Origin of the sequence: Pseudomonas sp. JBR1 (genome assembly GCF_028198185.1) — a bacterium.
GTDB lineage: Bacteria > Pseudomonadota > Gammaproteobacteria > Pseudomonadales > Pseudomonadaceae > Chryseomonas > Chryseomonas oryzihabitans_E.
This window is the reverse complement of record NZ_CP116340.1, coordinates 1,535,672-1,562,285: the sequence shown is the minus strand read 5'-3', so window position 1 is coordinate 1,562,285 and position 26,614 is coordinate 1,535,672. Positions and strand designations below refer to the sequence as shown.

The 26,614-nt window shown below is 67.4% G+C and carries 17 protein-coding genes and 1 pseudogene; 6 read left to right on the top strand and 12 right to left on the bottom strand.

The genetic code is table 11. The features are described from left to right. Positions 1-77 precede the first annotated feature (77 nt). Positions 78-6,689 carry a response regulator gene (locus PJ259_RS07220; RefSeq protein ID WP_271655291.1) on the top strand — a complete coding sequence of 2,204 codons (6,612 nt, stop codon included), beginning with the start codon at positions 78-80 and terminating at the stop codon, positions 6,687-6,689. A 6-nt stretch (positions 6,690-6,695) separates the two neighbouring features. Next, positions 6,696-7,610, top strand: a complete 915-nt coding sequence (locus PJ259_RS07215) for a diguanylate cyclase domain-containing protein (RefSeq protein WP_059315379.1) — start codon at positions 6,696-6,698, stop codon at positions 7,608-7,610. A 17-nt stretch (positions 7,611-7,627) separates the two neighbouring features. Here PJ259_RS07215 and PJ259_RS07210 read toward each other — a convergent pair whose 3' ends face one another. The 8 genes and pseudogenes from PJ259_RS07210 to PJ259_RS07175 form a co-directional block, all read right to left on the bottom strand. After that, a complete protein-coding gene (locus PJ259_RS07210; protein WP_271655290.1) occupies positions 7,628-8,650 on the bottom strand; it encodes a GGDEF domain-containing response regulator in 1,023 nt (340 codons plus the stop codon). A 96-nt stretch (positions 8,651-8,746) separates the two neighbouring features. Beyond that, complete coding sequence (cheB, locus tag PJ259_RS07205) at positions 8,747-9,784, bottom strand: chemotaxis-specific protein-glutamate methyltransferase CheB (RefSeq protein ID WP_059315377.1); 1,038 nt, start codon at positions 9,782-9,784, stop codon at positions 8,747-8,749. Beyond that, positions 9,781-11,967: a hybrid sensor histidine kinase/response regulator gene (locus PJ259_RS07200; protein WP_271655289.1), complete on the bottom strand. Its 2,187-nt coding sequence runs from the start codon at positions 11,965-11,967 to the stop codon at positions 9,781-9,783. Before PJ259_RS07200 ends, cheB begins: the two co-directional genes overlap by 4 nt. Continuing rightward, positions 11,964-12,491, bottom strand: coding sequence for a chemotaxis protein CheW (locus tag PJ259_RS07195; protein WP_271655288.1), 528 nt, complete (start codon positions 12,489-12,491; stop codon positions 11,964-11,966). Before PJ259_RS07195 ends, PJ259_RS07200 begins: the two co-directional genes overlap by 4 nt. Continuing rightward, the gene (locus tag PJ259_RS07190; RefSeq protein ID WP_271655287.1) at positions 12,488-13,738 is read right to left on the bottom strand and encodes a CheR family methyltransferase; all 1,251 of its coding nucleotides are present in this window, start codon (positions 13,736-13,738) and stop codon (positions 12,488-12,490) included. Before PJ259_RS07190 ends, PJ259_RS07195 begins: the two co-directional genes overlap by 4 nt. After that, positions 13,735-14,190, bottom strand: coding sequence for a chemotaxis protein CheW (locus PJ259_RS07185; protein ID WP_271655844.1), 456 nt, complete (start codon positions 14,188-14,190; stop codon positions 13,735-13,737). Before PJ259_RS07185 ends, PJ259_RS07190 begins: the two co-directional genes overlap by 4 nt. Positions 14,191-14,192: 2 nt before the next feature. Then, on the bottom strand, positions 14,193-15,998 hold the full coding sequence (locus tag PJ259_RS07180) for a methyl-accepting chemotaxis protein (RefSeq protein WP_271655286.1): 1,806 nt from the start codon (positions 15,996-15,998) through the stop codon (positions 14,193-14,195). A gap of 214 nt (positions 15,999-16,212) precedes the next feature. Beyond that, positions 16,213-16,389, bottom strand: a pseudogene (locus tag PJ259_RS07175) (general stress protein); the annotation flags it as partial. A 650-nt stretch (positions 16,390-17,039) separates the two neighbouring features. On the opposite strand from PJ259_RS07175, the gene PJ259_RS07170 reads away from it, so the two are divergent. From PJ259_RS07170 to cysE, 3 genes are read left to right on the top strand one after another with little or no spacing between them, the layout of a single operon-like run. Next, positions 17,040-17,582 (top strand): helix-turn-helix domain-containing protein, encoded by a 543-nt coding sequence (locus PJ259_RS07170; RefSeq protein WP_059315370.1) that lies wholly within the window; start codon positions 17,040-17,042, stop codon positions 17,580-17,582. 9 nt (positions 17,583-17,591) lie between these two features. Next, a complete protein-coding gene (locus tag PJ259_RS07165; RefSeq protein ID WP_271655285.1) occupies positions 17,592-18,158 on the top strand; it encodes a GNAT family N-acetyltransferase in 567 nt (188 codons plus the stop codon). A gap of 15 nt (positions 18,159-18,173) precedes the next feature. Continuing rightward, entirely contained in the window at positions 18,174-18,962 is a 789-nt protein-coding gene (cysE, locus tag PJ259_RS07160; protein ID WP_059315368.1) for a serine O-acetyltransferase, read from the top strand. Here cysE and PJ259_RS07155 read toward each other — a convergent pair. From PJ259_RS07155 to PJ259_RS07140, 4 genes are read right to left on the bottom strand one after another with little or no spacing between them, the layout of a single operon-like run. Further along, the gene (locus PJ259_RS07155) at positions 18,944-19,684 is read right to left on the bottom strand and encodes an NUDIX hydrolase (protein ID WP_271655284.1); all 741 of its coding nucleotides are present in this window, start codon (positions 19,682-19,684) and stop codon (positions 18,944-18,946) included. The genes cysE and PJ259_RS07155 overlap by 19 nt on opposite strands. 5 nt (positions 19,685-19,689) lie before the next feature. Next, complete coding sequence (locus tag PJ259_RS07150; RefSeq protein WP_271655283.1) at positions 19,690-22,221, bottom strand: mechanosensitive ion channel domain-containing protein; 2,532 nt, start codon at positions 22,219-22,221, stop codon at positions 19,690-19,692. Positions 22,222-22,269: 48 nt separating this feature from the next. Next, on the bottom strand, positions 22,270-23,313 hold the full coding sequence (locus PJ259_RS07145) for an AraC family transcriptional regulator (protein ID WP_271655282.1): 1,044 nt from the start codon (positions 23,311-23,313) through the stop codon (positions 22,270-22,272). Next, a complete protein-coding gene (locus PJ259_RS07140) occupies positions 23,310-24,332 on the bottom strand; it encodes a carbon-nitrogen hydrolase family protein (RefSeq protein WP_271655281.1) in 1,023 nt (340 codons plus the stop codon). The genes PJ259_RS07145 and PJ259_RS07140 overlap by 4 nt, the downstream gene beginning before the upstream one ends. A 230-nt stretch (positions 24,333-24,562) precedes the next feature. Between PJ259_RS07140 and PJ259_RS07135 the strand changes: the two genes are divergently transcribed. Continuing rightward, the gene (locus PJ259_RS07135) at positions 24,563-26,584 is read left to right on the top strand and encodes an NADPH-dependent 2,4-dienoyl-CoA reductase (RefSeq protein WP_271655843.1); all 2,022 of its coding nucleotides are present in this window, start codon (positions 24,563-24,565) and stop codon (positions 26,582-26,584) included. Positions 26,585-26,614 lie beyond the last annotated feature (30 nt).

Below are 26,614 nucleotides of genomic sequence, written 5' to 3'. Positions count from 1 at the left end.
CTTTAGCAAGGCAACGGAAATAGTGGAGGTGCTGACCCGGCATTGCGCCTGGTCAGACGAGGATTGAGGCGAAGGCGTTGTTGAATATTCCAGGCTACAGCTGCACGACGCGGGTGAGTGAAAGCCGCCATGCGCTGATCTATCGAGGAACCCGGCTGGACGATGGTCAGCCGGTGATCCTCAAGCTGCTGGCCGCCGACTACCCCACGCCCCAGGCCCAGGCTGCGTTGCGCCAGGAGTTCGAGTTGACCCGCCGGGCCAGCGCCAGTGGCGCTGTGAGCGCGGCCCTGGACCTGCTGGACCACGAGGGCAGCCTGGTCCTGGTACTCGAAGACATCGGCGGTACCGATCTGGGCGAGCTGCTCGCGGCGGGCCCTCTGGCCCTGGATGACTTCTTCGACTGGGCACTGTCCATCGTTCGCGCCCTGGCGCGACTGCACCGGCTGCGTATCGCCCACAACGACCTCAATCCGCGCAACATCGTCTGCAACTGCGCCACCGGCACGCTACGCCTCACCGACCTGGGAATCGCCACGGCCTTTGGCGCCGTCAATGGCAACGATGTCCGTCTGGAAGGCTCCCTCACCTATCTGGCTCCCGAGCAGAGCGGGCGAACCGGGCGTCACCAGGACTATCGCAGCGATTTCTACGCCTTGGGCGTGACCTTCTACGAGATGCTCGCCGGTGAGCCGCCCTTTCGCGCCCAGGATCCCCTGGAATTGATGCACGCGCACCTGGCGATGCGGCCGCCGTCGCTGGTCGAGCGCGTGCCGACGGTACCGCCCATGCTGGCGGCGCTGGTGGACAAGCTCATGGCCAAGGCCGCCGAGGAACGTTACCAGGGCTGTTTCGGCATCCTGAGTGATCTGACGCGTTGCCAGGCAGCCTATCAAGGGGGTGATTCGTCAGACTTTACTCTGGGTGAACAGGATCCGCCGGCCCGGCTGATGCCGGTGCGTACCCTGCAGGGGCGCGGCGTGCCCTTGCGGATGCTAGAGGAGGCCCTGGCCCGGGCGACCCTGGGCCGGATCGAGGCGATCTTCGTCAGCGGCAGCTCCGGGGTGGGCAAGTCGGCATTGGTACAGGCCTTCGTTCGCCGCCAGGGCGAACGGGTGATCCTGGCCCATGGCAAGTTCGAGACGCTCGGCAGTGGCGTGCCCTATGGCGCCCTGCGCCAGGCCGTGCGTGAGCTGGTCGAGATCGGCCAGACCCTGGGCGAGGCGTTCGCCGAACGCCTGGTAGGCACCCTGGCTGGCAACGCGGGTGTGCTGACCGAGGTCTCTCCTGAGCTGGCCACCTGGCTCGGGCCCCAGCCTCCGGTTGCCGAGCTACCGCCGCAGCAGGCCGAACAGCGCTTCGACGAAACCGTGATCACCTTGTTGCGGGCCTTTGCCACGGACACCCGCCCGCTGTTGCTTTGGCTGGATGACCTGCAATGGGCCGACAGCGCCTCGTTGCGACTGATCGAACGCCTGCTGGCGCGGGGCGACCACGGCTCGCTGCTGCTGGTGGCCACCCATCGCGAAGAGCAGTTGGCCGGTAGTAGCCTGGAAAGACTGCTGAGCGCGGGGTTGATCCGCACCCTCTCGCTGGGCCCGCTGTCACGGGTGGAGATCGAGCGGCTGATCGCCGAACTGCTGCCGGCCCCGGCTGCGGACCAGGCGGCGCTGGCTGGCCTGTGCCTGGACAAGACCCTCGGCAATCCCTTCTTCATCGAACAGCTGCTGCGTAGCCTGCAGCAGGATGGCCTGCTGGAATTCGATGGTGAACGCGGGCAATGGCACTGGGAGCTGCAGCGCCTTCAGGCACTGGACGTCTATGACAATGTCGTCGACTTCATGGTCGGCAAGCTCAAGGAACTGCCAGCGGCAACCTCTCAGCTGCTGCAGTGGGCGGCCTGCCTGGGCACGCATTTCTCCAGCGACCGTCTCGCCGCGCTGATGGCCGAATCACCGGCGGATATCCGCCGGCTTTGCCAATCGCTGGTGCAGGAAGGCCTGCTCACCGAAACCGACGGCGGCCAGACGGGCGAGGCGACGCCTACCCGCTACAGCTTTCCCCACGATCAGGTGCGGCACGCCGCCTACTCGCTGCTGGCGCCCGCCGAACGGGAGCGGGTCCATCTGCGCGCCGGTCAGCTGTACCTCGCCGAGGGCAGCGGCCAGCGGCTGGACGCCGTGAGTCATCTCAATCTGGCGCTGGCGCTGATCGAATCGCCCGCCGAGCGCCTGCAACTGCTGGAACTCAACCTGGAGGCCGCACGCAAGGCGCGTCAGGCCAATGCCTATCCCGCTGCGCTGGACTTCCTGCGCACGGCCGTCGCGCTGATCGACGAGGCGGCCTGGGGCAGCCGCCACGCGCTGCTGTTCCAGGTGCATCGGGAATGGGCCGAAGTGGCCCATCTCTGTGGCGATGCCAGCGAAGCGTTGCGCATCTGCGACCTCTTGCTACCGCGAGCCCTTACCACCTTCGAAGAGGCCGGGGTCCGGGCCCTGCAGATCGACCTGTACAGCGGCCTGGGTCGCTTCACCGAGGCCGTGGCCGTCGCGGTGGCCGGTATCCAGGCGCTGGACGAACCCTGGCCGGAGGCGCCAGAGGCGATCAACCAGGCCATCGGCAGCGACAGTGCCGAGGTCGAGACCTGGCTGGCCGAGCACACCCCGGCGGCACTGCTCGACCTACCGCGCATGGAAGATCCCCGCGCCCAGTTGCTGATCCGCTTGCTGGGCCTGCTCTGGGGACCGGCCACCAACGTCGACCTGGCCATGAGCCTGCTGGCGATCATGCGCATCGTCAAACTGTCGATCCGGTACGGCAACGGCGATCTGTCGCCTTTCGGCTACGCCAACTACGGCTCCGTGCTGTCGGCCTTTCATGGCCGCTACGAACTGGGTTATCAGATCGGCCGACTGGCCGTCGACCTGGTGGACCGCACCGGCAATCTGCCGCTCAAGTGCAAGGTCTACACCATGTTCGCGGTGACCAACAGCCCCTGGTCGAGCCCCATCGCGGACAACGTCACCCTGCTGCGCGAAGCCCTGGCAGCCGGGCAACGCACCGGCGAGATCATCTTTACCGCCTATAGCGCCTTCCACATCCTCAAGCACCTGCAGCATGCCGGCGCACCGCTGGACGACATCCTGGCCGAAACCGAGGAGATCGAGCGGATCCTGCTGGGGATCGGCGATCCCAACACCCTCGAGGTCTTCACCATTCTGCGTCAGTCACTGCGCCTGCTGCAGGGCCTCACGCCGGGGCAGGAGCGCTGGGACGAAGAGGGACAGGACGAGGCGGCGCTGGTGCAGCAGATGCAGGACAGTGGTCATGTCCTCTGCCTGAACTACTACGACTTCAACAAGATGCAGGCGGCGCTGCTGTTCCGCCGGCTACCCCAGGCGCGGCACCATGCCGAAGCCATGGAGGCATCGCTGGCGGCGAGCTTCGGCTGGTTCAGCATCGCCGAACATGCCTTCTATCAGGCGCTGATCCTGCTCGCGGAAGGCGAACTGGTGGACGAGGACCTGGCGAAGATCCAGAGCGCCCGCGAGCGTCTGGCCGGGTGGGCGGAGCACTGCCCGGAGAACTTCGCGCACAAGCGTGACCTGGTGGACGCCGAGCTGGCCCGGCGCGACGGACGCGTCGAGGCTGCCATGGATCTCTACGAGCAGGCGCTGGAGTCCGCTCGCCTGCACGGTTTCCGGCAGGGCGCGGCGCTGGCCGAAGAGCTCTATGGCCGCTTCTGGCTGGAGCGGCAGCGACCGCGTCTGGCCCGGACCTATCTGCAGGATGCCCAGCGCAGCTACCTGCACTGGGGCGCGGCGGCCAAGGCCCAGGCGCTGGAAGACGAATTCCCACACTGGCTGCGCGTGGCCGAGACCAGCGCCCTGACGATGCAGCGTACCCAGGGCCAGTCCACCAGCGAGATGATGCGCCTGGACTGGCTGTCGGTGCTGAAGTCGCTACAGACCATCTCCAACGAACTGGCGCTGGATCAGCTGCTGGCGCGGATGATGCGCATCATCCTGGAGGAGGGCGGGGCTCAGCAGGGTCTGTTGCTGCTGCCCGAAGGCGGGCGCTGGCTGGTCCAGGCCTCGGTGAGCAGTGGCGCGACGGAGCCCAGGGTGCTGCAGGGCCTGCCCCTGGCGCTGAACGAGCAGGACGCCGGCGAAGGGCTGGTGCCCCTGACCCTGGTGGCCCACGTCATCCGTCATCGGGAGCCGGTGATTCTCGACGATGCCGCCCGTGCCGGGCGTTTCGTCCGCGATGCCTATATCCGCGCTCGCCGTCCGCGCTCGATCTGCTGCCTGCCGGTGCTGCGCCAGGGGCGCTTGATCGGCATCCTCTATCTGGAAAACAACCTGCTGGCCCAGGCCTTTACCCCGGGTCGCCTGCAGGTGCTGGGCATCCTGGCCACGCAGGCGGCCATTTCCCTGGAACACGCGCAGATCTACGAGACCCTGGAGCATCGCGTCGCCGAACGGACCCTCGAGCTGGACCAGGCACGGATCCGCGCCGAGGAAGCGGCGGCGGCGAAGTCGCTGTTCCTAGCGACCATGAGCCACGAGATCCGCACGCCACTCAATGCGGTGATCGGTCTGAGTCGCCTGACGCTGGGTACCCGGCTGTCCGGCGAGCAGCGCGGCCATGTCGGCAAGATCCTCGATTCCGGCGAGACCCTGCTGGGCGTGATCAACGACGTGCTCGACTACTCGCGTAACGAAGCTGGTGGTACCCAGCTCGAACGGTTGGGCTTCAACCTGGCCAAGGTACTCGAACGCACGCTCAATCTCTGCGCGCTCAAGGCCCACGAGAAGGGGGTCGAACTGATCCTGGATTGCAGCCCGGACATTCCCCTGGCGCTGGAAGGGGATCCGCTGCGGCTGCAGCAGGTGCTGGTCAATCTGCTGAGCAACGCGGTCAAGTTCACCGAGCGGGGCCATGTGCTGATTCGCGTCGGCGCCGTCTGCGAGGAGGGTCGCGCGCATTTCAGCCTGGCGGTGGAAGACACCGGTATCGGCCTGACCGAGGCGCAGCAGGCACAGCTCTTCCAGCCCTTTACCCAGGCGGATGGCTCCATCAGTCGCCGCTATGGTGGCACCGGCCTGGGCCTGGCAATCTCGCGCCAGCTCACCGAGCTCATGGGCGGCACCTTGGAGGTTCACAGCGAGGCGGGACGGGGCTCCTGCTTCACCCTGCGCCTGACGCTGCCAATGGTCGGCGAGCCCGAGCGGCTGCCCAGCCAGACCCCGCGTCAGGTGCTGCTGGTGGACGATCATGGCCTGGCCCGGCGTACCCTCGGCCAGCGCCTGCGCGAACTGGGCATGCAGGTGGTGGAAGCGGAGTCCGGCGAGCAGGCCTTGGGGGCGATGATCGATCACGCCGCGGCCTTCGAACTGGCCATCGTCGACTGGCGTCTCGGCGCCGAGGATGGCCTGGTGCTGGCACGGCGTCTGCGCGAATGCCAGCCGCAGCTGGCGCTGACCCTGCTGGCCTCACCCTATGAGGCGGAGGAGGTGCGCAGCCTGGGCGAGGATCTGCCAGGGCTGGAGTTGCTGGACAAGCCGGTCACCGGGCCGGCCTTGCAGCGCCTGCTGGCCGGCCTGGGCATGGCGCCCGTCGCCTCGCCGACCATGGGCCAGAGCGTGGTGGACCTGCAGGGCATCCGCCTGCTGCTGGTGGACGACAATGCCATCAATCGTCAGGTGGTCATCGGCTTCCTGCAGGGCAGCGGCATTCTCATCGACGTGGCCGAGGACGGCCAGGCGGCGCTGGATCAGCTGGAGCGCGAGCGCTACGACCTGGTGCTGATGGATGTGCACATGCCGCGACTGGATGGCCTGTCGGCGACCCGCGAGCTGCGTACCCGCCCGGCGCTGGCAGGGCTGCCGGTCATCGCCATGACCGCCAATGGCCTCCCAGGGGATCGGGAACGCTGCCTGGACGCGGGCATGAACGATCACCTGGTGAAGCCGCTCGATCCCGCCGAATTGTTCCGCATCATCGCCGCCTGGGCCAACCTCGAACAACTGCAGCGTGCCGAGCGCAAGGCGGTGGAAGAGGTCGAGGAGAGCAAGGACGTCGGCGTGCTGGCCCGGGCCCGCGCCAGTGCGGTACTCGAACCCGAGCCGGCGTTGCACCTGCTGCGCGGCAGTGCCGAGCTCTATGAACAGCTGCTCCGGGATTTCCGCCTGCAGCAGGCCGAATTGCCCGAGAAGGTCGCCGCCTGGCGCGCGGCGGACGATGTCACCGCCCTCTTCGAGTGTGCCCACAGTCTGCAGGCCACGGCGGCCTATGTCGGGGCCAGCGCCTTGCAGGAGGCCGCCCAGCGTCTCACCCAGCGGATTCGTCTGGCTCAGCCCATCGGTGACGACGTGCGCCGGCTACAGGTAGAGGCCGAGCGCTGCCTGACGGCGCTCGACGAGATCCTGCTGCCGGTCGACCAGGATGTGGAGGCCTCCACGGAAGCCTTCGAGGTCTTGCTCGAACGGCTGGTCGGGCTTCTGCAGACCTCGGACTTCGCCGCTGAAGAGCTGCTCGATACCCTGCTGCGGGCCTGCGTAAGTAACACCCATGGCGCCGACGTGGCGCGGATCCGGGAGTGGGTGAACGACGTCGAGTTCGAGCATGCCGCCGATGCCACCGCGGATCTGCTGCGGCGGGTGCGTCAGGCCGGACAACGGTCGGGATAGCGGCGGATGGAGGGGCGTCGTCCCGAATTGCCGTTGATCCTCATCGTCGACGATCAGAAGAGCAACCTGCGTGTCCTCGGTGATCTGCTGCGCAACGAGGCGCGCATCATGCTGGCCAAGAGCGGCGTCCAGGCGCTGACCAAGGCGGCCCGCGAGCATCCCGATCTGATCCTGCTGGACGTGGTGATGCCCGGCATCGACGGCCTGCAGCTGATCCAGCTGTTCAAGCGCCGCGCCGAGACCAGTGCCATCCCGGTGATCTTCATCACCGCCGCCAACGACCTGCACCGCGAAGTCGAGTGTTTCGAGCTGGGCGCCAGCGATTTCATCCAGAAGCCCTTCAATCCGCTCGCCGTGCTGGCGCGTGTACGGCTGCACCTGCAACTGGCCCGGCAGCGCCGGCTGCTGGAAGAGCTGGCGCACATGGATCCGCTGACGGCGGTGGGCAACCGCCGCCGCTTCGATGAGCAACTGGCGATCGAATGGCAGCTGGCGGTCTCCCGCCGTGGTTCCCTGGCTATCGCCATGCTCGATATCGACTACTTCAAGCAGTACAACGATACCCACGGCCACGGTGCGGGCGATCAGGCGCTGGCGCGGGTGGCCCAGGTGCTGGAACAGCGCATCCGTGAGCGGGACTGCCTGGCGCGTTATGGTGGGGAGGAGTTCGTGCTGTTGCTGCCGGGCGCCTCGCGTACCGCAGCCGAAGCGGTGCTGGAGCGCTGCCGCCAGGGCATCGCCGAATTGCGCATCGCCCACCCGCTGGCGGAGGACCGCCTCTGGCTGACCATGAGCATGGGCCTCGCGTGCTGCAATCCGACGCCCGAGCAGACCCCGGAAGAGATGCTCAAGGCCGCCGACAACCTGCTCTATCAAGCCAAGGCGGAAGGTCGTGATCGCCTGGTCAGTCGCAGCTTCTAGTCCTGCCGAAGGGCTGACTAGGCGTCGGTACCGGGGCATGGCAGCAGATGCACCCGGTTGCGGCCTTCGGCCTTGGCCTGATACAGCGCCTGATCGGTCTGTTCGATGAAGGCTTCGTGGTCATCGCCGCTTTGCGGCTGGATGCTGCCAACGCCGATGGAAATGGTGACGAAGCCCAGGTCACTGCCGGAGTGGGCGACCTGCAGTCGCTCCACGCCCGCGCGGCAGGCTTCGGCGACCTTGCGCGCGCCTTCGGCGTCGGTCTCCGGCAGCACCATGGCGAATTCCTCGCCACCGTAGCGGGCTACCAGATCCGCCGGGCGCTTGAGTTGCTCGGTCAGCACCGCGGCCACCTTCTTCAGGCAGAGGTCGCCGCTGAGATGGCCATAGGTGTCGTTGTAGCGCTTGAAGTGGTCGACGTCGCACAGCAGCAGGGCCAGCGGCTGGCGATTGCGCCGGGCACGCAGCCATTCGCCTTCGTAGGTCTGGTCGAAGTGACGACGGTTGTTGATGCCGGTGAGGCTGTCGATGGCCACCAGCTTTTGCAGCTGGATGTTGGCCTCGGCGAGCTGGCGTTGGCTTTCGCGCAGGAAGCGGAACGCTTCGTCGCGCTGGGCCCGCAATACATGGGCCTCGGAGTGGTAGCGCACCCGCGCCAGCAGCTCCAGCTTGTCGGGCAGCTTGACCAAATAGTCGTTGGCGCCCGTGGCGAAGCTCTGCGCCTTGACCTGGGGGTCTTCCTTGGACGAGAGCACCACGATGGGGACATCGCGCAGCGCCGGCTCGGCACGGAAGCGCTTGACCGTTTCCAGGCCGTCGATCTCGGGCATGATCAGGTCCTGCAAGACCACCGTGGGCTTGAGTTGCAGGGCCATGTTGACCGCCTGGTTGGCATCCAGGCAGTAATGCAGTTCGATGTCGGGCTGATCCGCGACCATCCGGCGCAGGGCTTCGATGATGATCAGCTGATCATCCACCAGCAGCAGGCGCACCTTGGGGGCGGTCAGGCTGTCCAGGGCGTTACCCTCGTCTGTGGCCATTACTGCGAGTCCTTCTGCGAGCGGGGTCGGGCGTCCCGAGTCTCATCTTGGCCAGTCCCTGCCGCTGCATCGTCCAACGCTCCTGTTGGCGACCTGTCATGTCGAGCTCCGTGAGCCTGCGCCGAAGCGCCTTTGCAGCCAGGCACCGATCTGGGTGGGGCTGAGGACGCGCTCCGCGGCGCCCATTCTAACCGCAGCCGCGGGCATGCCGTATACGGCGCAACTGGCTTCATCCTGGGCCAGCGTCGGAGAGCCGCTCTGGCGCAGGGCATAGAGGCCGCTGGCACCGTCGCGTCCCATGCCGGTCAGCAGGATACCCAGCGCCTTGCCCGACCTTAGCGGGTGGCTGGCGAGGTGGGTGAAGAACACATCCACCGAGGGACGATAGGGATAGTCGAGCGGTTCGGCGGTGTAGGCGAAGCGTCCCTGTTCGTCCAGCAGCAGGTGGTCATCGCCCAGGGCCACGCAGACCTGGCCAGGCTGCGGCAGGGCGCCGGGCATGGCCGCCGTGACCGGCCAGGCGAGTTGCGTACCGAGCCAGCCAATGAAGCTGGGGGCGAAGCGCCGGTCGATGTGCTGCACCAGCACCACACTCGCCTGGGGCGTTGGCGTCCAGGCGTCGAACAGACTCACCAGGGCCGCCGGGCCGCCGGTGGAGGCACCGATGGCGACCAGGGTGTCCGTGGGTGAGGAAACCGTGCCGGCGGGCGCCGGCGCGGTGAAGGGCGCGGGGCGGGCGGCGCGCTCTGGCAGGCGCACCAGCGGCTCGATCCGGGCGATCTTGCGCAGCAGGGCGCCGCCATCGGCGCCGCCGCTCAGTGCCGGGGTGGCGGTCACGTCCAGGGCGCCCGCGCCCATGGCGCGAAACACCCCTTCGCAATCGTCGGGGGTGGCGGTCACCATGAGGATGGCGCAAGGCGATCGGGCCATGATCCGGCGGGTCGCCTCGATGCCATCCAGACGCGGCATCTGCAGATCCATGAGGATGAGGTCGGGGCGGTCTTCGGCGCAGCGTGCCACGGCTTCCTCGCCGTCGTGGGCGATCCAGGCGACCGTATGGCGCCCGTCGCTCGCCAGCAGGCGGCGCAGGGCTTCGGTGGCCAGCAGCAGATCGTTGACGATGGCGATTCTCATGGCGCTCCGATGAGGTCCTGCACGGCGGTGATGAGGGCGTCGTCGTGGAAACTGCCCTTGGTCAGATAGTAGTCGGCACCAGCCTGCATGCCCTTGAGCCGATCTTCCGGACGGTCCTTGTAGGACACGATCATGACCGGCAGGGCATGCAGCCGCGGATCGCGGCGTACCAGCTCCACCAGTTCGATGCCGTTCATGCGCGGCATGTCGATGTCCGACAGCAGCATGTCGAATTCGCCGGCGCGCACCGCGTTCCAGCCGTCCATGCCATCGACCGCAACCTCTACCTCGTAACCCTGGCCTTCCAGCAGCTTGCGCTCCATCTCGCGCACGGTAAGGGAATCGTCCACCACCAGGATTCGCTTGACTCGGCGACTGGCGGCGACGGTACCACCCTGCACCTGGCGCAGGCGGCCTTCGCCGAGCAGACGCTCGATACCCGTCAGCAGGTCGGCGACGTCCAGCAGGAGCACCGGGCTGCCATCGTCGAGCAGGGCGCCCGCGGTGACCGAGCGCAGCTTGCCGAAGATCTCGTCGAGCGGCTTGAGCGCCAGGCCCTGCTCGCCACGCAGGCGATCCACCACCAGGCCATAACGCCGCTCGCCGCCGCCGATCACCAGCACCGCCAGATCACCGCTGGGCGGAGCGCCCTCCAGCTCCAGCAGCTGGTGGGCGGCGACCAGGCCCAGGCGATCGTCGCCCAGCAGGAAGAAGGCCTTGCCCTCCAGCGAATGGACCTCGGCCGCTTCCAGGCGCAGCACCCGTTCGATGCGATTGACCGGCAGGGCATAGGCCTCGCCGGCAATGTCGACGATGAGGGCGCGGACGATGGAGCGGCTGACCGGCACCAGCAGATGGGTGCTGAACCCTTCACCGGGACGGGTTTCCAGGCGCACCTCGCCATCCAGGGCGCGGATGGCGTCGGCTACCACGTCGAGCCCCACGCCGCGCCCGGACAACTCGGTAACCGTTTCCTTGAGGCTGAAGCCTGGCAGCAGCAGGAATTCCAGCAGTTCGGCCGGGCTCAACTCGGCGGCGACCTGGGGTGGACTCAGCCGCCGGGCGATGACCGCGGCGCGAATGCGCTCCAGGTCCAGGCCGCGGCCGTCGTCGTGCAGGCTGACCTGCAGGCGGCCGGCGACATGGCGGGCCTCGAGACGGATCTGACCGCAGTCGGGCTTGCCCAGGGCGCGGCGTTCGGCAGGTAACTCCAGACCGTGGTCCACGGCATTGCGCAACAGATGGTTGAGCGGACTCTCCAGGCGCGTGAGCACCTCGCGGTCGATCAGGGTATCGGCGCCGTCCACCTGCAGCACCGCTTCCTTGTCCAGGCCGCGGGCCAGATCCCGTACCAAGCGGGGAAAACCCTGGACCGCGTCGCGCAGCGGGCGCATCCGTACCCCGAGCACCTCGTCCAGCAGGCCCTGGCAGACTCCCAGCAGGCGTCGTTCATAGGCTTCCAGGGCCTGCAGCTGCTGCTGATAGCGATCGAGCAGGCTCTCCTGGCGCTGGCGCAGTTCGCTGCTGGCCGCCGATGCCTGACCGAACAGGCCCTGCAGCTCCCCGCGATAACCCTGGAAACCCTGGACCAGGCCGTGCAGCCCGAGGCCCATCACGCGGGCCTCGCTGGTCAGGGCGAGAATCTGGTTGAAGCGGCCGCTATCGACCCGCAGAAGGTCACGGGTGCGTTCGGCGTCGGCTGCCGGTTCTTCCGGCGCGGCCGGGGCCGGCGGCGGATCACGCGGGGCCACAGGGGCGGGCGAGGCCGGGGCGCTGTCACCGGCGCTGAGGGCTTGCGCCAGTACGCGCTGGGCATCGCGCTGTTCGACCTGCCAGCGTTGACTGGCGGCTTCGTCCAGGCGGCTGACCTCGCCGAGGAAATCGACGCAGCGAAACAGCTGATCGAGATCCCCGGCGCCGAGCTGACGGCGTCCGGTCTGCACCTCCACCAGACAATCCTCCATGGCGTGGGTGAGTTCGACCAGTCCGTCCAGGTCGACGATACGCGCCGCGCCCTTGATGGAATGGGCCGCACGCATCATGGGTTCGATCACCGAGGTATCGGTGGGATCACGCTCCAGCCGCAGCAGGCCGGCATCCAGCGCCTGCAGATGACTCTGCACCTCGCTGGCGAAGAGATCATAGAGCGACATCTCGCGCACATCGCGCGGTGGCTGGCTCATCGCAGCGCCTCTTCCAGGGCCCGCTCCAGCCGCGCCAGATCGATCAGGCCGACCTGATGCGGACCTTCGCGATAGACGCCGCCGAGATAGCTGAGCAGTTCGCCGCCCAAGGTGGCCGGCGGCAGCTGCACGTCGCTCGGCGCATAGCGCTGCAGGCCCAGGACCTCGTCCACCTGCACGGCCCAGTCGCGGCGACCGACGCGCAGCAGCAACAGGCGTGGAAAGCCGCCGGTCTGGCCTGCCGGGGCCACCGCCAAGAGGAGATCCAGGGCGATACAGGGATGCAGCTGGCCGCGCACCGGCACGATGCCGCGCAGCAGCGGCGAGCGTCGGTGGGGGATGCGGTGCGCCACGGTGGGTTCGCTGGCCGTGACCAGACAACTGCCGGGCAGACCCAGCCATTCCGCACCGAGGCGGAAGACCAGGGCGCTGGCCGAGCGGGCCTGACGATCGTCCGGTGGCTGGGCATAGCGTTCGGCCCAGTCGAGGCGCTCCGCGGAGGTGAGGTCGCGCGTCAGACTCATGCGTCCTCACCTCCGCGGGTCTGGATGCGGGCGGCGCGTTCGCGCAGGCGACCGGCTTCGTCCAGGCGACCGGCTCTTTCGCAGATCAACGCCAGGCGACAGAGCGCCGGATAGTGGCCGGGCTCCAGATAGAGTGCCTGGCGCAGCGCCCGCTCGGCCTCGGCGGCGCGGTCGTCGGGCAGGATGAGCGCCAGCAGGAAGTGGGCGCCCGCCTGGCCGCGGTCTGCCTCCAGCAGGCGGCGCAGCAGGGCTTCGGCTTCGGCGCCGCGCCCCGCATCGGCGAGGCGCTGGGCTTCCTCCAGTGCCGAGCGTTGGGGGGCGACGGGCGCGGCCGGCTCGGACGCTGGCGCGCTTCTGGACCGCAGGCGCGCAGGCAGCGGATGACTGGGGCCGGTCGAGCGGGTGGTGGCTTTGCGGCGAGGCGCCGGCGCCGTAGCCGGAGACCGCACCAGCTCGGGCGTGGCCGCCTGCCGCTTGATCAACGCCGAGGCGTGGGCGACGCCCAGGCTGGCGAAGCCATGGCGCATGGCGCTCACCATTTCCGAACTGCCGACGCAGAGCAGGCCGTCGTCGTGCATCAGCGCCGCCAGGTGGCTGAGGGCACGGCCCTGGGTCTGGTCATCGAAGTAGATCAGCAGATTGCGGCAGAGCACAACGTCGAAGGCGGCGCCGTCGCGCAGGCTGCCCAGCTGAAGGATATTGCCCTGGCGAAAGCGCACCTGGTTGCGCACCGCCTCGGCCAGGCGGTGGCGATCGCCTTCGGGGGCGAAGTAGCGCTCGCGAAAGGCGAGATCCCGCGCGCGAAAGGAGTTGCGCCCATAGAGCCCACGGCGGGCACGCTCAAGCGAGGGTTCGTTGATATCCACCGCAGTGACCTGGAACGCGGTGGCTGGCAGCCCGGTATCGAACAGCGCCATCGCCAGGGTGTAGGGCTCTTCGCCGGTGGAGCAGGGCAGGCTGAGCAGGCGTACCGGCAAACCGGTCCGGGCATGGCGCTCCTGGGCAAAGCGGGCGGCGTGGGCGATCGCCTGGGGATCGCGAAAGAACCAGGTCTCGGGAATGACCAGCAGGTCCAGCAGATCGGCGAATTCGGCCTCGTCTTCGAGGATACGCGCGACATAGGACTCCGCGTCGCTTTCCTGGCGCTCGCGCAGCCGCTGGCGGATGGCGCGGGCCAGCATGTCGTCGGCGATGGCCAGGCCGGTGCGCGCCCGCACCAGGGGGGCAAGACGGGGATCGAGCGTCACGCGGCCTCCTGGAACAGCAGGGCGGCCAGGGCCGGCGAGAGCAGCTGGTCCAGGTCCAGCCACAGCCAGAGGCCTTCGGGTGTTTCCAGCACGTCGCCGAGCCAGGGATAGTCGGGCAGGCGGATACCGGCCGGACGCGGCGGGGTGGTGCTGATCCGGCGTACGCCCGCGACGCCTTCCACCACCAGGCCGAGCGGCCGATGGCCACCGGCGGGCAGGGGATAGTCCACCAGCAGGATGCGCGTGTCCTGCCGCGCTTGGGCGCCCGAGGCACCGCTCATGGCGGCGACGTCCACCACCGGGATCGCCTCACCATGGAGGTTCATCAGGCCGGCGACCCCGGGCGGCGCGGCGGGAAACCGGGAGAGCTGGAGAAAGGGCAGCACCTGGCGAATGACCGCCGTGGGCAGGGCCGCGGCGGTATCGGCCAGTTGAAAGACCAGGATCTGCATGCTCAACGGGTGACCGAGAAGGTAGCGACACTGCTCTGCAGGTCTTGCGCCGCCTGCTGGAGATACTGGACGGCCTCACTGGTGGCCTTGAGCGCCTCGGTGGTCTGCTGGGTGCTGTCGTTGAGCTGGGTGATGGTCTCGGCGATCTGGCCGGCGCCTATCGCCTGTGACTGCATGCCTTCCAGGACGATGTCGAAGCGCGCCGGCAATTTCTGTACGTCTTCGATCACCTCGGCCAGCTGATCGCTGACGCTTGCCACTTCCTGCACGCTGCGGCGGATTTCCTCGGAGAACTTGTCCATGCCCATGACGCTGGCCGAGACCGCGGAATTCATGTCCTTGAGCATCTGCTCGATATCATCGGTCGCGGCGGTGGTCTGGTCCGACAGGCGGCGGATCTCGGTCGCCACCACCGAGAAGCCGCGGCCCGCTTCACCGGCCTTCTCCGCCTCGATGGCGGCGTTGAGCGACAGCAGATTGGTCTGGTCGGCCACCTTGGTGATGGTAGTCAGCACCTTGTTGATGTGGCTGGACTTCTCCGACAGGGCGGCGAGCTTGGCGTTGATGGAGTCGGTCGCCGCCACCATGCGCTGCATGGTGCCATCCATGCTCGTCAGGCTGGTGCGCGCCTGTACCGCGCCATTGGTGGTCTCGTCCGCCACCTGCACGGCTTCTTCCATGGTACGGACCAGGGCATTGGCGTTGGCGGCGATTTCCCGTGTGGTGCTCAGCACTTCCACGCTGGTCTGGGCCTGTTCGATGCTGGTGGCTTCCTGCTGGCGCGAGGACGCGGCGATTTCCGTCGTGGAAGAGGTCACCTGGATGCCGGCGCGCTGGACCTTGGCGATCATGCCGCGCAGGTCCTCGATCATCTTGCCCAGGCCGCGGGCCAGTTGGCCGATGGCATCGTCGCCACTGACCGCGGTGCGCCCGGTGAGGTCTCCCGCTGCGGCCTTGTTGACCACGCCGAGCAGGTCGTCGACGTCGGCGCGCAGGCGCTGCATCAATGCCTGCTCGCGGGCATGGTCGTCCTGGATCTGCTGGGCCATCTGATTGAAGGCCAGCCCTACCTGGCCCAGTTCGTCCCGGCCCTGCACCTTCACCCGGGCGCTGCTTTCGCCCGCGGAGATCCGTGCCACCGTGTCGGTCAGGGCACGAATCGAGCGCAGCAGGTGATGGGAGAGCAACCAGGCGATGAGCGCGGCCAGCAGTACGCAGAAGGAGCCGCCCGCGACTAGGGTCCAGGTCAGCTGGCTGCGTACTTCCTCGGTATGGTCGGCGCGCTGGGCGGACAGGTGGCGCTCGTCATCGGCGATGCTCTGGATCTGCTGGCGCATGGCAGCGACCTGGCTGATCAAGGCGGTGATCAGCGGCTCGTTAGCCAACTGCGCTGGAGAGAGATTGCCGGTGTCACGCAGCCGCAGCAGGGGTTCGAAAGTCTGTTGCCGCCAACTGTCGAGATCCGCGGTCAGCCGCGCGAGGCGCTGCTGTTGTTCGGGATTGTCCTGGGTCAGCTGCTGGGGCACGCGCACCGCTGCCATCAGCAGAGGCAGCGCCTGGCGGGCAACCTCGGCGTCGGCGGTGGCTCCGGAATACCAGTAGTTGCGCACCTTGGCACGGGCTTCGAGGAGGTTGTTGTCCAGCGCCGTGACGGACAGCAGTACCTCGGCGGTATGCCGGTCCCAGCGATTGGCATCGACCAGGCTCTGCAACGACGCATAGGTCAACCAGAGCAGCAGGACCACCAGGGCAATGATGGCGGCGAAGCCGGCGAAGAGTTTGTTCTGGATGCGAATGTTGTTGAGCATGGGCACCGGTGCTGGCGGACGAGGGCTGGGGGAGTGAGCCCTGCGGGCCACTCGGGCTGTCCGCTAAAAGTAGCACGGCCATACATTTATGTGAGTTGAAGCTCAGTTCCGGACAGCTGAGTAAAGTGGGGCGGAGGGGTGCTCAGGCTCAACGCCAAGGGCAGCCTGCCAAGGGTAGCAACTACCAGGCGGCTGCCGGCCCGATGGGCGGTTGTCAGGAGGAGACAGCGTCGCTTTCAGCCTCGGTCTTACGGGTACCGTGGCTGTTCTGGCCACCCTTGCGCCCGGCTTCAGAGGCTCGCGCGGGATTGTTGGCGAAGTTTCCACCACTGGCTCGTCCACCCTTGCGTCCGGCATCGGCGGCACGTTCGCGATTGTTGGCGAAGTTGCCTGGATTGCTGCTCTTGTTAGCCATAAGAACTTCTCCCACTTCAGGTTACTCACGAATCGAGCGCCGTGCCCCCCAAAGGCCAGGCGGTTCGCTTATTGAGAGTAGGAGTTTAACGAGCGAGTTCGAGCAGGCTGATAGGAGGGCGTTTTATTGGACGACGTTTAATTTGAATACAAGGCTTGAGTTTCTACTGGCCGCACTAGAGCCTCTGCAAAGAAAGGTGTACAGGGGTTGTAAAGGATTTCAGCGGTTTTACTGCCAATGTCTGGGCAGTAACTCTGGAGTGCCGACATTTTTTGAAATAGATCGCAGAAAGGCGCGCCCAGGCTGGTGTCCGGCGCGGTCAATAACTGAGACGTCTATTCTGCCGTCGCGTTCTTTTTGGACATGGAAGATGTCATTCCAAGGTTCCGTATTTAGCGCGGTGGTTTAGTGGCCTCTCAATAAGCAAAATTGTTCAGGCGCTCTTTCCAGAGCCTCTGGTTGCCTTATTAACGGACGCCGGGTCGCTAATATAATAGCCAGGGGTTGAAGGGTTTTTCCGATAAAGTTTAATGCGATAGTTATAGACTGGATAGCAAGTTTCCCAAAAAACGGGTTGCTCGATTTTCTCTTTTGTGAGAAAAAATCCCGAAAATGGGAGGTGGACGATGCTCGATGAACGCCTGGCACTCAGACTCAAGGCCTTGCGCCTCGAAAGTGGTCTGTCACTCGAACAGCTGGCGACCCTCAGCGGAGTGAGTCGCGCAACCCTGTCACGGCTGGAAAATGCCGAGGTCAGCCCGACGACGGCGGTGCTTGGCCAGCTCTGTTCGGCCTACGGCCTGACCCTGACGCGCCTGCTGCATAGCGTGGAGCAGTCTTTTCCGGCACAGGTCCAGCGCCAGGCCCAGCAGGTCTGGACGGATCCCGCGCAGGCCTTTAGCCGCCGCTCCGTGTCACCGCCGGCCCAGGCGCTGGCGGGTGAGGTGATCGAGAGTCAGTTGGGCCCCGGCGTCGATATCCGCTATGAGGCCTCCCCTCGACCAGGCCTCGAACACCATCTGCTGATGCTGGAGGGCGAGTTGCAGCTCTGGATCGAGGAGCAGCCCTATCGGCTGAGCAGTGGCGATTGCCTGCGCTATCGCCTGTGGGGCAGCAGTCGTTTTCTCAGCGGCGCTGCCGGCGCTCGCTATCTCTTGTTCATGATCTGAGGAGCTGCCATGACCACTGCTTGTCGCATCGAACGGCTGGAGGTCGCCGACCTCAAGGCGCACCTGGACGAATTCCAGCAGCTGCTGGCCGCCTGTGTGCTGGAGGGGGCGAGCATCGGCTTCATCCTGCCGCTCACCGACGCCGTGAATCATCGCTTCTGGACCGAAGGAGTCGCGCCGGGCCTGGCCCGCGGCGATCGCCTGCTGTTCGCCGCCCTCCAGGCCGGGCGTGTGGTCGGCAGCGTGCAACTGGTGCTGGATACCCCGGCCAATCAGCCGCACCGCGCGGAGGTGGTCAAGCTGCTGGTGCATCCGGCGTACCGCCGGCAGGGCTTGGCCCGTCGGCTGATGCAGGCCGTGGAAGCAGCCGCCCAGGTCCAGGGGCGTGAGTTGCTGACCCTGGATACTCGCAGTGATGACCATGCCGAGCCGCTCTATCTGTCCCTCGGCTATCAGGTGGTCGGCAGGATTCCTGGCTACGCCCTGGATGCCCGGCAACCCGAGCGCCGTGACAGCACCACCCTGATGTACAAGACGCTGTCCGCCAGGCCCGCTAAGCTTGGCGCCCCTCGCTGAAAGACACCCCTCGCCATGCGCCTTCGCTCCGCTACCCAACTCTGGCAACTCCTGCGCGCCCAGGCCGAGGCCGGGTGCCGTGAGGCGCCTGCCCTGGCCGCTGGGCTGACGCGTGCGCTGCTCGAACCGGAGGATCTGGCTGCGGCCCTGGGCCGGCGCTGCGCCGAGGCCCTGGCTGAAGATCCGCAACAGGCCGACCGGCTCGCCCAGCGCTTCGCCGCCCTGCATGCCGAGCGTCCGGCGCTGGTCGCATCCGCCTGCGCGGACCTGGAAGCGGTGCTGGCACGGGATCCGGCCTATGCCAGCCTGCTGGAGATATTTCTCTTTTCCAAGGGCTTCCTGGCGCTGCAGGCCCATCGCCTGGGACATGCCCTCTGGGCCCACGACGAGCGTCTGCTGGCGCTGCACCTGCAGGCGCGCTGCAATCGCCTGCTGGCCATCGACATCCACCCGGCCGCACGGCTGGGCTGCGGCATCATGCTCGACCACGGCACCGGCATCGTCATTGGTGAGACCGCGGTGGTGGAGGATGAGGTGTCCATCCTGCAGCAGGTGACCCTGGGCGGTACCGGCAAGGAGCAGGGCGATCGTCATCCCAAGGTGCGTCGCGGCGTGATGATCGGCGCCGGGGTCAAGATCCTTGGGAATCTGGAGATCGGCGAAGGCGCCAAGATCGGTGCCAACAGCGTGGTGCTGCGCCCCGTGGCGCCCCATACCACGGTAGTGGGCATTCCCGCCCGGCCGGTGGGCCGCCCGCGCGACGCCCATCCGGCCGAGAGCATGGATCAGTCCTTCGACGGCTGAGCCAGAAAGACTTCTGCCTTGGGATAGCGCTCGCTGTTCAGGGCGCTGGGCAGCAGGCCCTCGGCCTGGGCCAGGCTGCGCACCAGCTCGCGATTGAAGGCGCTGTTGCCCGGATCGGCCAGGTAGTCGGGCAGCGGTAGCCAGCGGGCGTCCTCGATCTCCTCGGGATCCTGGATGGCGATGTCGGCATCCAGCGGGTCGAGGCGGCAGACCACATAGAGATTGGACTTGCCGAAACGATAGGGATGGGTGGTCACCAGGCCGACGATGCTGCGAAAGGCGCTGTGGATGCCGGTTTCTTCCCAGACCTCGCGGATCACCGCAGGGCCCAGGTCCTCGCCCAGCTCGACGTGGCCACCCGGTAGCTTGTAGCCCTGGCTGCCGCGTTCGCGGATCGCCAGCAGCTCACCGCGGGCATTGAGCACCAGTCCGCCCACACCCAGGCTGTGGGTCGGCACGAAGGGCGCGAAGGCCGTGGGCGTGCCGCGCCAGACCAGGGTCAGTTCCTGTTCGAGACAGTTGTGAAAGACGAAGCCGGCAGCGGTCGCCACGCCGACCAGTTCGCCCAGGGCCAGGGGCAGGGTCAGCCAGATCAGGTTGCGACCTTCGCGCCGGGCCCCGTCGAGCAGCTCCGCCAGGGCTGGGGCGAAGGCCTCGCGGGTGGTGGGCAGCGAGGCGGCGTCGATGATCAGGCCATTGAAGGCATCTTGGCGAAACTGCACGAGGTCTACTCCGCGGGACGTGGCTGAATGGGCGTGGAGGGTACGATACCGGCTTCGCTGGGCAGCAACAGACTGGCACGCGGGTTGGCGATCTCGATGCCGCGCTCGCGGAAGCGTTCGAGGATGCGGCGGTTGAGTTCGCGCTGCACACCCCAGCGGCCCTTGTCGATGCATCTCATCTGGCCGGCGATGGTCACCATGGAGCCATCGACGGCATCCACGCCCCAGATTTCCAGATCGGCGAGGATCAGGTCCTTGAAGGCGTCATCGGCGCGCATGCCGGCACCGATGTCCTTGAGTTCGGCGATGGCACGCTCGATGTCTTCGGCGTAGCCCACGCTGATGCGCAAGGCGGCGTTGCCCAGGCCGCGGTTGATGTTGTTGACCGCCGACACCGAGCTGAAGGGCACGATGTGCAGGGAGCCGTCCCCGGCGCGCAGGCGCACGGTGCGAATCGACAGGTATTCCACGGTGCCCGAGACCCCGGCCACGGTGACCCAGTCGCCGACCTGCATGGCATTTTCCAGCAGCAGGAAGATGCCGGTGATGAAGTCCTGGACCAGCTTCTGCGAGCCGAAGCCCAGGGCCACGCCGATGATGCTGGCGCTGGCCAGCAGGGGCGTGGTGTTGATGCCCAGTTCGCTCAGGGCGGTCAGGCCGACGATGAGTGCGACCAGGATGAACAGGCCGGTGCGCAACATGGGCAGCAGGGTGCGCAGACGGGCCGCGCGTACCGTGTCACCACGCTCGGTCCAGCTGCTCAGGCGCCGATTCACCGTGACATTGGCGCCTTCCCAGACCACCACGGCGATGATGGCGGCAATGAGGATGGTGAGGAAGGCGGACAGCAGGCTGCGCCCGATGCTGCCGTCACCGAACCAGTCCAGCACGCTCCAGCCCCAGGACTGGAACAGCGCCAGGACCGTGACCAGGGTGACGATCACCCCCACCAGCCAGCGGGCCAGTGGATAGTAGCGCTGCAGGTGCAGATCGATGCTGCTGGCGCCTTCGCTCGGTGCCGGCTGGAACAGGCGACCGAGCAGGCCGAGCAGGAAAACCGCCGCCAGGCGGCCAAGGATGACGATGCCGGCCGAAAGGGCGACGAAATTCATCAGCCGTGGCAGGCCGTCTTCGATGTCGAGCGCCCACATGGTCCAGCCGCCCAGCACGAAGACCGCGGCGAACAGGGCCCACACCTGACCCAGCCAGGCGCGCAGCACGGTCAGGGCGCCATTGCCGTTCTGGCGCCCGGCGATGCGCATGGCCACCGGTCGGCGGACGTGAAAGATCAGGCCAACCACCAGCAGATGCGCGAGCAGCGAAACCAGTTTGACGATGGCTTCGCGCCCAGCCTCGCTGGCGCCGAGGATGTCCGCCGCCTGCGCCAGCGCCAGGCCAAAGGTGACCAGGGCGACGAAGGCATGCAGCCAGCGCAGCAGCGTGCAGGCCAGTCCCGTCCGTACCTTGAGCAGGCGGATGCCGTGGGCGGCGGGATCGATCAACAGGCGGACGACGATCAACGCGAGGCGGGTGGTGAGATAGGCACCGATGAAGCCTCCTACCAGTTCGCGCTGGCTGGCGTCCGTCCCCACCAGGTAGTGGATGAGCAGTGCCGCGACCGTCCAGAACACCAGCAGCGGTAGCAGTTCCAGCAGCAGCAGGCCCAGGGCGAAGGGCAGGTGACGCAGGGTGGTCCAGTGTTCCTCGGCGCTGGGTCGGGCGCGCGTGGCAGCGCTGGCGTCGGGGCTGGCGGACTCGGCGACAGGCTCGCTCTGTGGCGGCGCGGCGCTGTCGGCTGGCGCGATGGGCACCTCTTCCAGCTGGTCCACCCCATCGCGCTGGATCTTGACCAGCGCCACGGCAGATTCGGCCGGACTGGTAGCGGCTTCTTCATTAGCGGCGGTGGCAGCGGGGGAAGGCTGCTGAGTGGCCGCCTGCTGGGCCTGGTGCCGAGCGTGGCTGTCGGCCTGATCGGCATGACGCTGCAGGTTTTGCCGCGGGCGTTGGAGTAGCCGGTGCACCAGCCATTCGCCGAGCAGGCCGGCGGCGAAAAGGGTGCCAAGGGTCAGCAGGGCCTGCAACAGGGCGCGGCGGCCCGCTTCGGAGGTAAAGCTGGCACGTGACCAGTCCGGCAAGGTGCGTATCGCCCGCTGCACCTGATTCAGCTCGGTGCCCAGGTGGTCGGCCCAGCGACCGACGCGATTGAGCGTCTGGGCGATGAGACCGTTGGCCTCCAGGGGTACCAGCGCCTTTTCCTCGCTGGCTGCCGGAGCGGGGGCTGGGGCAGCCGCCGTGGCCGGCGCCGCGGCGGCAGGCGTTCCGCTGGCGCTCGCCGGCTGGCTGGCGATGGCCTGAAGCGTCAGGATCAGCTCCTGGCGACGTTGCGGATCCTGCAACAGGGCCGCGACCTGGCGCGCCTGCTGCGGGTCGAGTCCGGCAGGGGCGTTGGCAGGGGTTTCGGCAGCCCGCAGGGGCAGGGCGAGGAACAGCAGCAACAGGGAGAGCAGGAGAGTCGGCATGGGCAGGGCAGCGGTCATGGCCAGGAGTCAGCCAGTTAGGACCTTCTATCGCCGCCTATGCTCCCTTCAACCTGCGATCGTCTGCCGCTGCAGGCGGCGCCAGTCGCCGGGCGTCTGCTCGGTCCAGCGCTTGAACGCGCGCTGGAAGGCAGCCGGCGAGGCAAAACCCAGGAGATAGGCGATCTCGCCGAAACTGGCCTCGGTATCGCGGATATAGGCCAGCGCCAGGTCGCGGCGGGTGAGATTGAGCAGGGTGCGGTACTGGGTACCTTCCTCGGCGAGCTTGCGCCTGAGGGTCCAGGAGGGCAGGCGCAGCCGCACCGCGATCTGCTCCAGGGTCGGCTCGCCATGGCGCAGTAAGGGCCCCATGACCTCGATCACCCGTTCGCTGAGGCCACGGGTACGCGTCAGGCGGGCACGTTCGGCTTCGCTCAGGGCCAGCAACTGACGCCAGGTGGCGGGGCAGTGTTCGGGGCTGGTCAGGCTGAGGGTACGGGCGTCGAGCAAGAGGGCGTTCTCGGCGGCGCCGAATTCCACCGGGCAACCGAAGGCGGCCTCGTAGGGCGCTAGGTCCGCCGGCGCCGGGTATTCGATGAGCACACGGCGGGGCTGCAGGGGACCACCGGCCACGGTGCCCAGCAACGCCAGCCAGGCGCTGAGCACCACGTCGACCACGAAGCTGTTGTAGGCGTTGTAGGGGCTGATGCTATAGAAGTGCAGCCAGGCGTCGCGCCCCTGGGCCGCATAGCGCGACTGGCCACGGTAGTTACGACCATAGAGCGGCTCCAGCGCCAGCAGCGTTTCCGCGGCATGGCGGACATCCGGTGCCTGGGCCACCGTCACCCCCGCGAGCCCGAGGAAGGCCGGACGCATCGCCTGGCCCATCGCCAGACCCAGCGCCGGATCGCCGGTCAGCTCCAGGGCGGCATGACCAAGACGCATGTAGTGGGGGATCGACAGCCGTCCACCGGGTTCGGCCAGCCGCGCCGCCGTCAGGCCAAAGCGATCGAGCAGACCCGTGGCGTCCGCCCCGCGAGTCGCCACCGCGGCGGCCAGCGCCAGCACGAAACCGGTGGAGAGGTCGCCCAGGCGCAGCGCGGGTGCGCTCATAGCCGCAGATTGAGCAGCTTGCTGCCGCTGCGGGCGGGGTCGGTCGCCGATTCTCCGTCCGGCGTGAAGGCCTGGCTGGGGCCGCTGGCCTGCCATTCCCAGAGGCGTCCCCGCAGGTGAACTTCCAGCGCGGCGCGGATACCGGCGGCGCGCAGACGCTGAGGATCGAAGGGCGCAGGTGCCGGGGTGGCCCCCGAGGCAAGGGCGGGAATGGCCAGCAGATCCACCTGGGGGGCGTCCAGCACGCCGGTGCGTCCGGTATCACTACCCTGGATGACGCCCAGGCGGCCCAGCGGCGTATCCAGCCGCAGCAGCGGCGGACTCAGGTCATCGCCTACCTCGCTGGCTGTCAGCGGTCGCACCAGCGGCTCGCCCAGTGGTTTGCCATCAGGGCCAAACACCAGGGTGACATTGCGTAGCGGTCCACTGCCCACCTGCAATTCGCCGTCGACCAGCGCCGGACCGGGCAGGACGATGGAGCCGGCCACCAGGGTGACGCCGTACTCGCGGGCGAGGCCGGCGAAGAGCTGCTGATAGGCACTGGCCATGTCCCAGGCTTTCATGCGCAGCAAACTGTCGGCCAGGCGGCGATCCCCTTCGCTCTGGAACCAGGCCCGGGCGACCCGTAGCGGGTTGCCCAGGACCAGCCATTCGATGGCTTCCTTGCTCTGAGCGGCGGCGTAGACCTCGGGCTTTTCGCCCATCAGCGCCAGGGGCGTGCCCAGGTGCTCGGGCAGCACCACGATGGTCTGGGCGCCGATCAGGCCCAGCCGGCGGGCATTGGCCAGGTAGGCGTCGAGCTTGAGACGCAGCCGCTCGGGATTGCCATAGTCCAGGGCCACCAGCTCGGGTTCGATTCCCAGCAGATTGCCGGTGGTAGCCGCGGCCGGCGTGGTGGTCAGATCCACCGCCAGGCTGCTGCGCAGATCAGACAGGTAATGGAAGGCTGGCCGCTGGGCTACCCAGCCCGCCAGCACGGCGAACAGGGCGATCAGCACCAGGAACACGAGCTTGCGCATCGGCACTCCAGAGCGGTCCCGGCCCCCTTGGCCGGGCGGAATAAAAGGTGCTCAGGGTAGGAGACCGCGCCGTCACTGCCAAGGGGTGGCTGTGCATTTGGGTAAAGAGGTTGTCATTTCTGGTGATTGAGGCCCGGCCCTGCTGCTCCTATCGTGGCGCGAGGCTTTCCTAGAAAGGCCAATGACCGGAGACCGCCATGATTGAGCTTGCCCCTCGTAATACCACCCCTATGGAAAGCTATCCGCATCTGCTCGAACCCCTGCCAGTGGGAGCGATCACGTTGCGCAATCGCGTGGTGATGGGCTCCATGCATACCGGGCTGGAAGAGCGGCCGGGTGGTTTCGCACGAATGGCGGCCTTTTTCGCCGAGCGGGCCCGCGGTGGCGTGGGCCTGATCGTGACCGGTGGCATCGCGCCCAATGAGGAAGGCGCCGTGGCCAAGGGCGCGGCCAAGCTGACCACCGCCGAGGAAGCCGAGCACCACCGCCCGGTGACCGAAGCCGTACACGCCGCGGGTGGTCGCATCTGCCTGCAGATCCTGCATGCCGGTCGCTATGCCTATAACCCGCTGCTGGTGGCGCCCTCGGCGTTGCAGGCGCCGATCAATCCCTTCACTCCGCGCGAGTTGCAGGATGCCGAGGTCGAGGCGCAGATCGCCGCCTTCATCCGGTGCGCCCAGCTGGCGCAGCAGGCCGGCTACGATGGCGTCGAGGTGATGGGCTCCGAAGGCTATTTCATCAACCAGTTCATCGCCGCGCGGACCAACCACCGCACGGATCGCTGGGGTGGCGATTTCGCCAGTCGCTGCCGCCTGGCGCTGGCCATCGTCGAGGGCATCCGTGCGGCCACCGGTCCGGACTTCCTCATCATCTTCCGCCTCTCGCTGCTGGATCTGGTGGAGCAGGGCAGCACGCCTGAGGAATGCCTGCAGCTGGCGCGCTGGCTGGAGGCCGCCGGGGTGAGCCTGATCAATACCGGCATCGGCTGGCACGAGGCGCGCATTCCCACCATCGCGACCCTGGTGCCGCGTGGTGCCTTCGCTGCGGTCACCGCCCAGCTCAAGGGCCACGTCAGGGTGCCGCTGATCGCCACCAACCGCATCAATACCCCGGAGGTGGCCGAGGCCATCCTTGCCGCCGGCCAGGCCGACCTGGTGTCCATGGCGCGCCCGCTGCTGGCCGATCCCGAGTTCGTCGCCAAGGCCGCCGCTGGCCGGGCCGACGAGATCAATACCTGCATCGCCTGCAACCAGGCCTGCCTGGACCATACCTTCGCCGGCAAGCTGACCAGCTGCCTGGTCAATCCGCGTGCCTGCCACGAAACCGAATTGCGGATCCTGCCCACGGCTCAGCCCCGCACCTTCGCCGTGGTCGGTGCCGGACCGGCCGGCCTGGCCGCCGCCTGCACCCTGGCCGAGCGGGGCCATCGCGTGGTGCTGTTCGAGGCCAGCGAGCGCATTGGAGGCCAGTTCAATGTCGCCAAGCGCATCCCCGGCAAGGAGGAGTTCGGCGAGACCCTGAGGTATTTCCAGCGCCGCCTGGAGCGGCTCGGCGTCGAGGTCCGTCTCAATCACCGGGTCACCGCCGCCGAGCTGCAAGCCGGTGACTTCGAGGCCGTGCTGCTGGCCACCGGGGTGACCCCGCGCGTTCCACCCATCCCCGGCGTCGACCATCCCAAGGTACTGGGCTATCTGGACGTGCTGCTGGAGCGCAAGCCGGTAGGGCGGCGGGTGGCCCTGATCGGTGCTGGCGGCATTGGCTTCGACGTGGCGGATTTCCTCACCCATGGGCACCAGGACGCCGACCCCATCACCGCCTTCTACCAGGAGTGGGGCATAGATCCCAGCTTCAGCAGCCGCGGTGGACTGGCCCCGGCCGCGCCGCCGGCCGTGGCGCGTGAGGTCTGGCTGTTGCAGCGCAAGCCCGGCAAGCCCGGCAAGACCCTCGGCAAGACCACCGGCTGGATCCATCGCGCGCGGCTACAGCAGCGCGGCGTCCAGGCGGTGGGTGGCGTGGAATATCTACGTATCGACGATGCCGGCCTGCACCTGCGCCTGCCCGATGGCACCGAGCAGCTGCTTGAGGTGGATAACGTGGTGCTCTGCGCCGGTCAGGAATCCCTGCGTGAGCTGGAAGACGAGCTGGTCGGCGCTGGCATGGCGGTGCACCGGGTTGGCGGCGCGGATGTCGCGGCCGAGCTCGATGCCAAGCGCGCTATCGACCAGGCCACCCGGCTTGCTGCTCAGCTGTAACTCTTCGTTGCAATCAGGGATGATTTCTGT

Bases quoted from the DNA above. Each gene is read 5' to 3' on its own strand.
- PJ259_RS07215 (WP_059315379.1), top strand. From the start codon at position 6,696: ATGGAGGGGCGTCGTCCCGAATTGCCGTTGATCCTCATCGTCGACGAT.
- PJ259_RS07210 (WP_271655290.1), bottom strand. From the start codon at position 8,650: ATGGCCACAGACGAGGGTAACGCCCTGGACAGCCTGACCGCCCCCAAG.
- cheB (WP_059315377.1), bottom strand. From the start codon at position 9,784: ATGAGAATCGCCATCGTCAACGATCTGCTGCTGGCCACCGAAGCCCTG.
- PJ259_RS07200 (WP_271655289.1), bottom strand. From the start codon at position 11,967: ATGAGCCAGCCACCGCGCGATGTGCGCGAGATGTCGCTCTATGATCTC.
- PJ259_RS07195 (WP_271655288.1), bottom strand. From the start codon at position 12,491: ATGAGTCTGACGCGCGACCTCACCTCCGCGGAGCGCCTCGACTGGGCC.
- PJ259_RS07185 (WP_271655844.1), bottom strand. From the start codon at position 14,190: ATGCAGATCCTGGTCTTTCAACTGGCCGATACCGCCGCGGCCCTGCCC.
- PJ259_RS07180 (WP_271655286.1), bottom strand. From the start codon at position 15,998: ATGCTCAACAACATTCGCATCCAGAACAAACTCTTCGCCGGCTTCGCC.
- PJ259_RS07170 (WP_059315370.1), top strand. From the start codon at position 17,040: ATGCTCGATGAACGCCTGGCACTCAGACTCAAGGCCTTGCGCCTCGAA.
- PJ259_RS07165 (WP_271655285.1), top strand. From the start codon at position 17,592: ATGACCACTGCTTGTCGCATCGAACGGCTGGAGGTCGCCGACCTCAAG.
- cysE (WP_059315368.1), top strand. From the start codon at position 18,174: ATGCGCCTTCGCTCCGCTACCCAACTCTGGCAACTCCTGCGCGCCCAG.
- PJ259_RS07150 (WP_271655283.1), bottom strand. From the start codon at position 22,221: ATGACCGCTGCCCTGCCCATGCCGACTCTCCTGCTCTCCCTGTTGCTG.
- PJ259_RS07145 (WP_271655282.1), bottom strand. From the start codon at position 23,313: ATGAGCGCACCCGCGCTGCGCCTGGGCGACCTCTCCACCGGTTTCGTG.
- PJ259_RS07140 (WP_271655281.1), bottom strand. From the start codon at position 24,332: ATGCGCAAGCTCGTGTTCCTGGTGCTGATCGCCCTGTTCGCCGTGCTG.
- PJ259_RS07135 (WP_271655843.1), top strand. From the start codon at position 24,563: ATGGAAAGCTATCCGCATCTGCTCGAACCCCTGCCAGTGGGAGCGATC.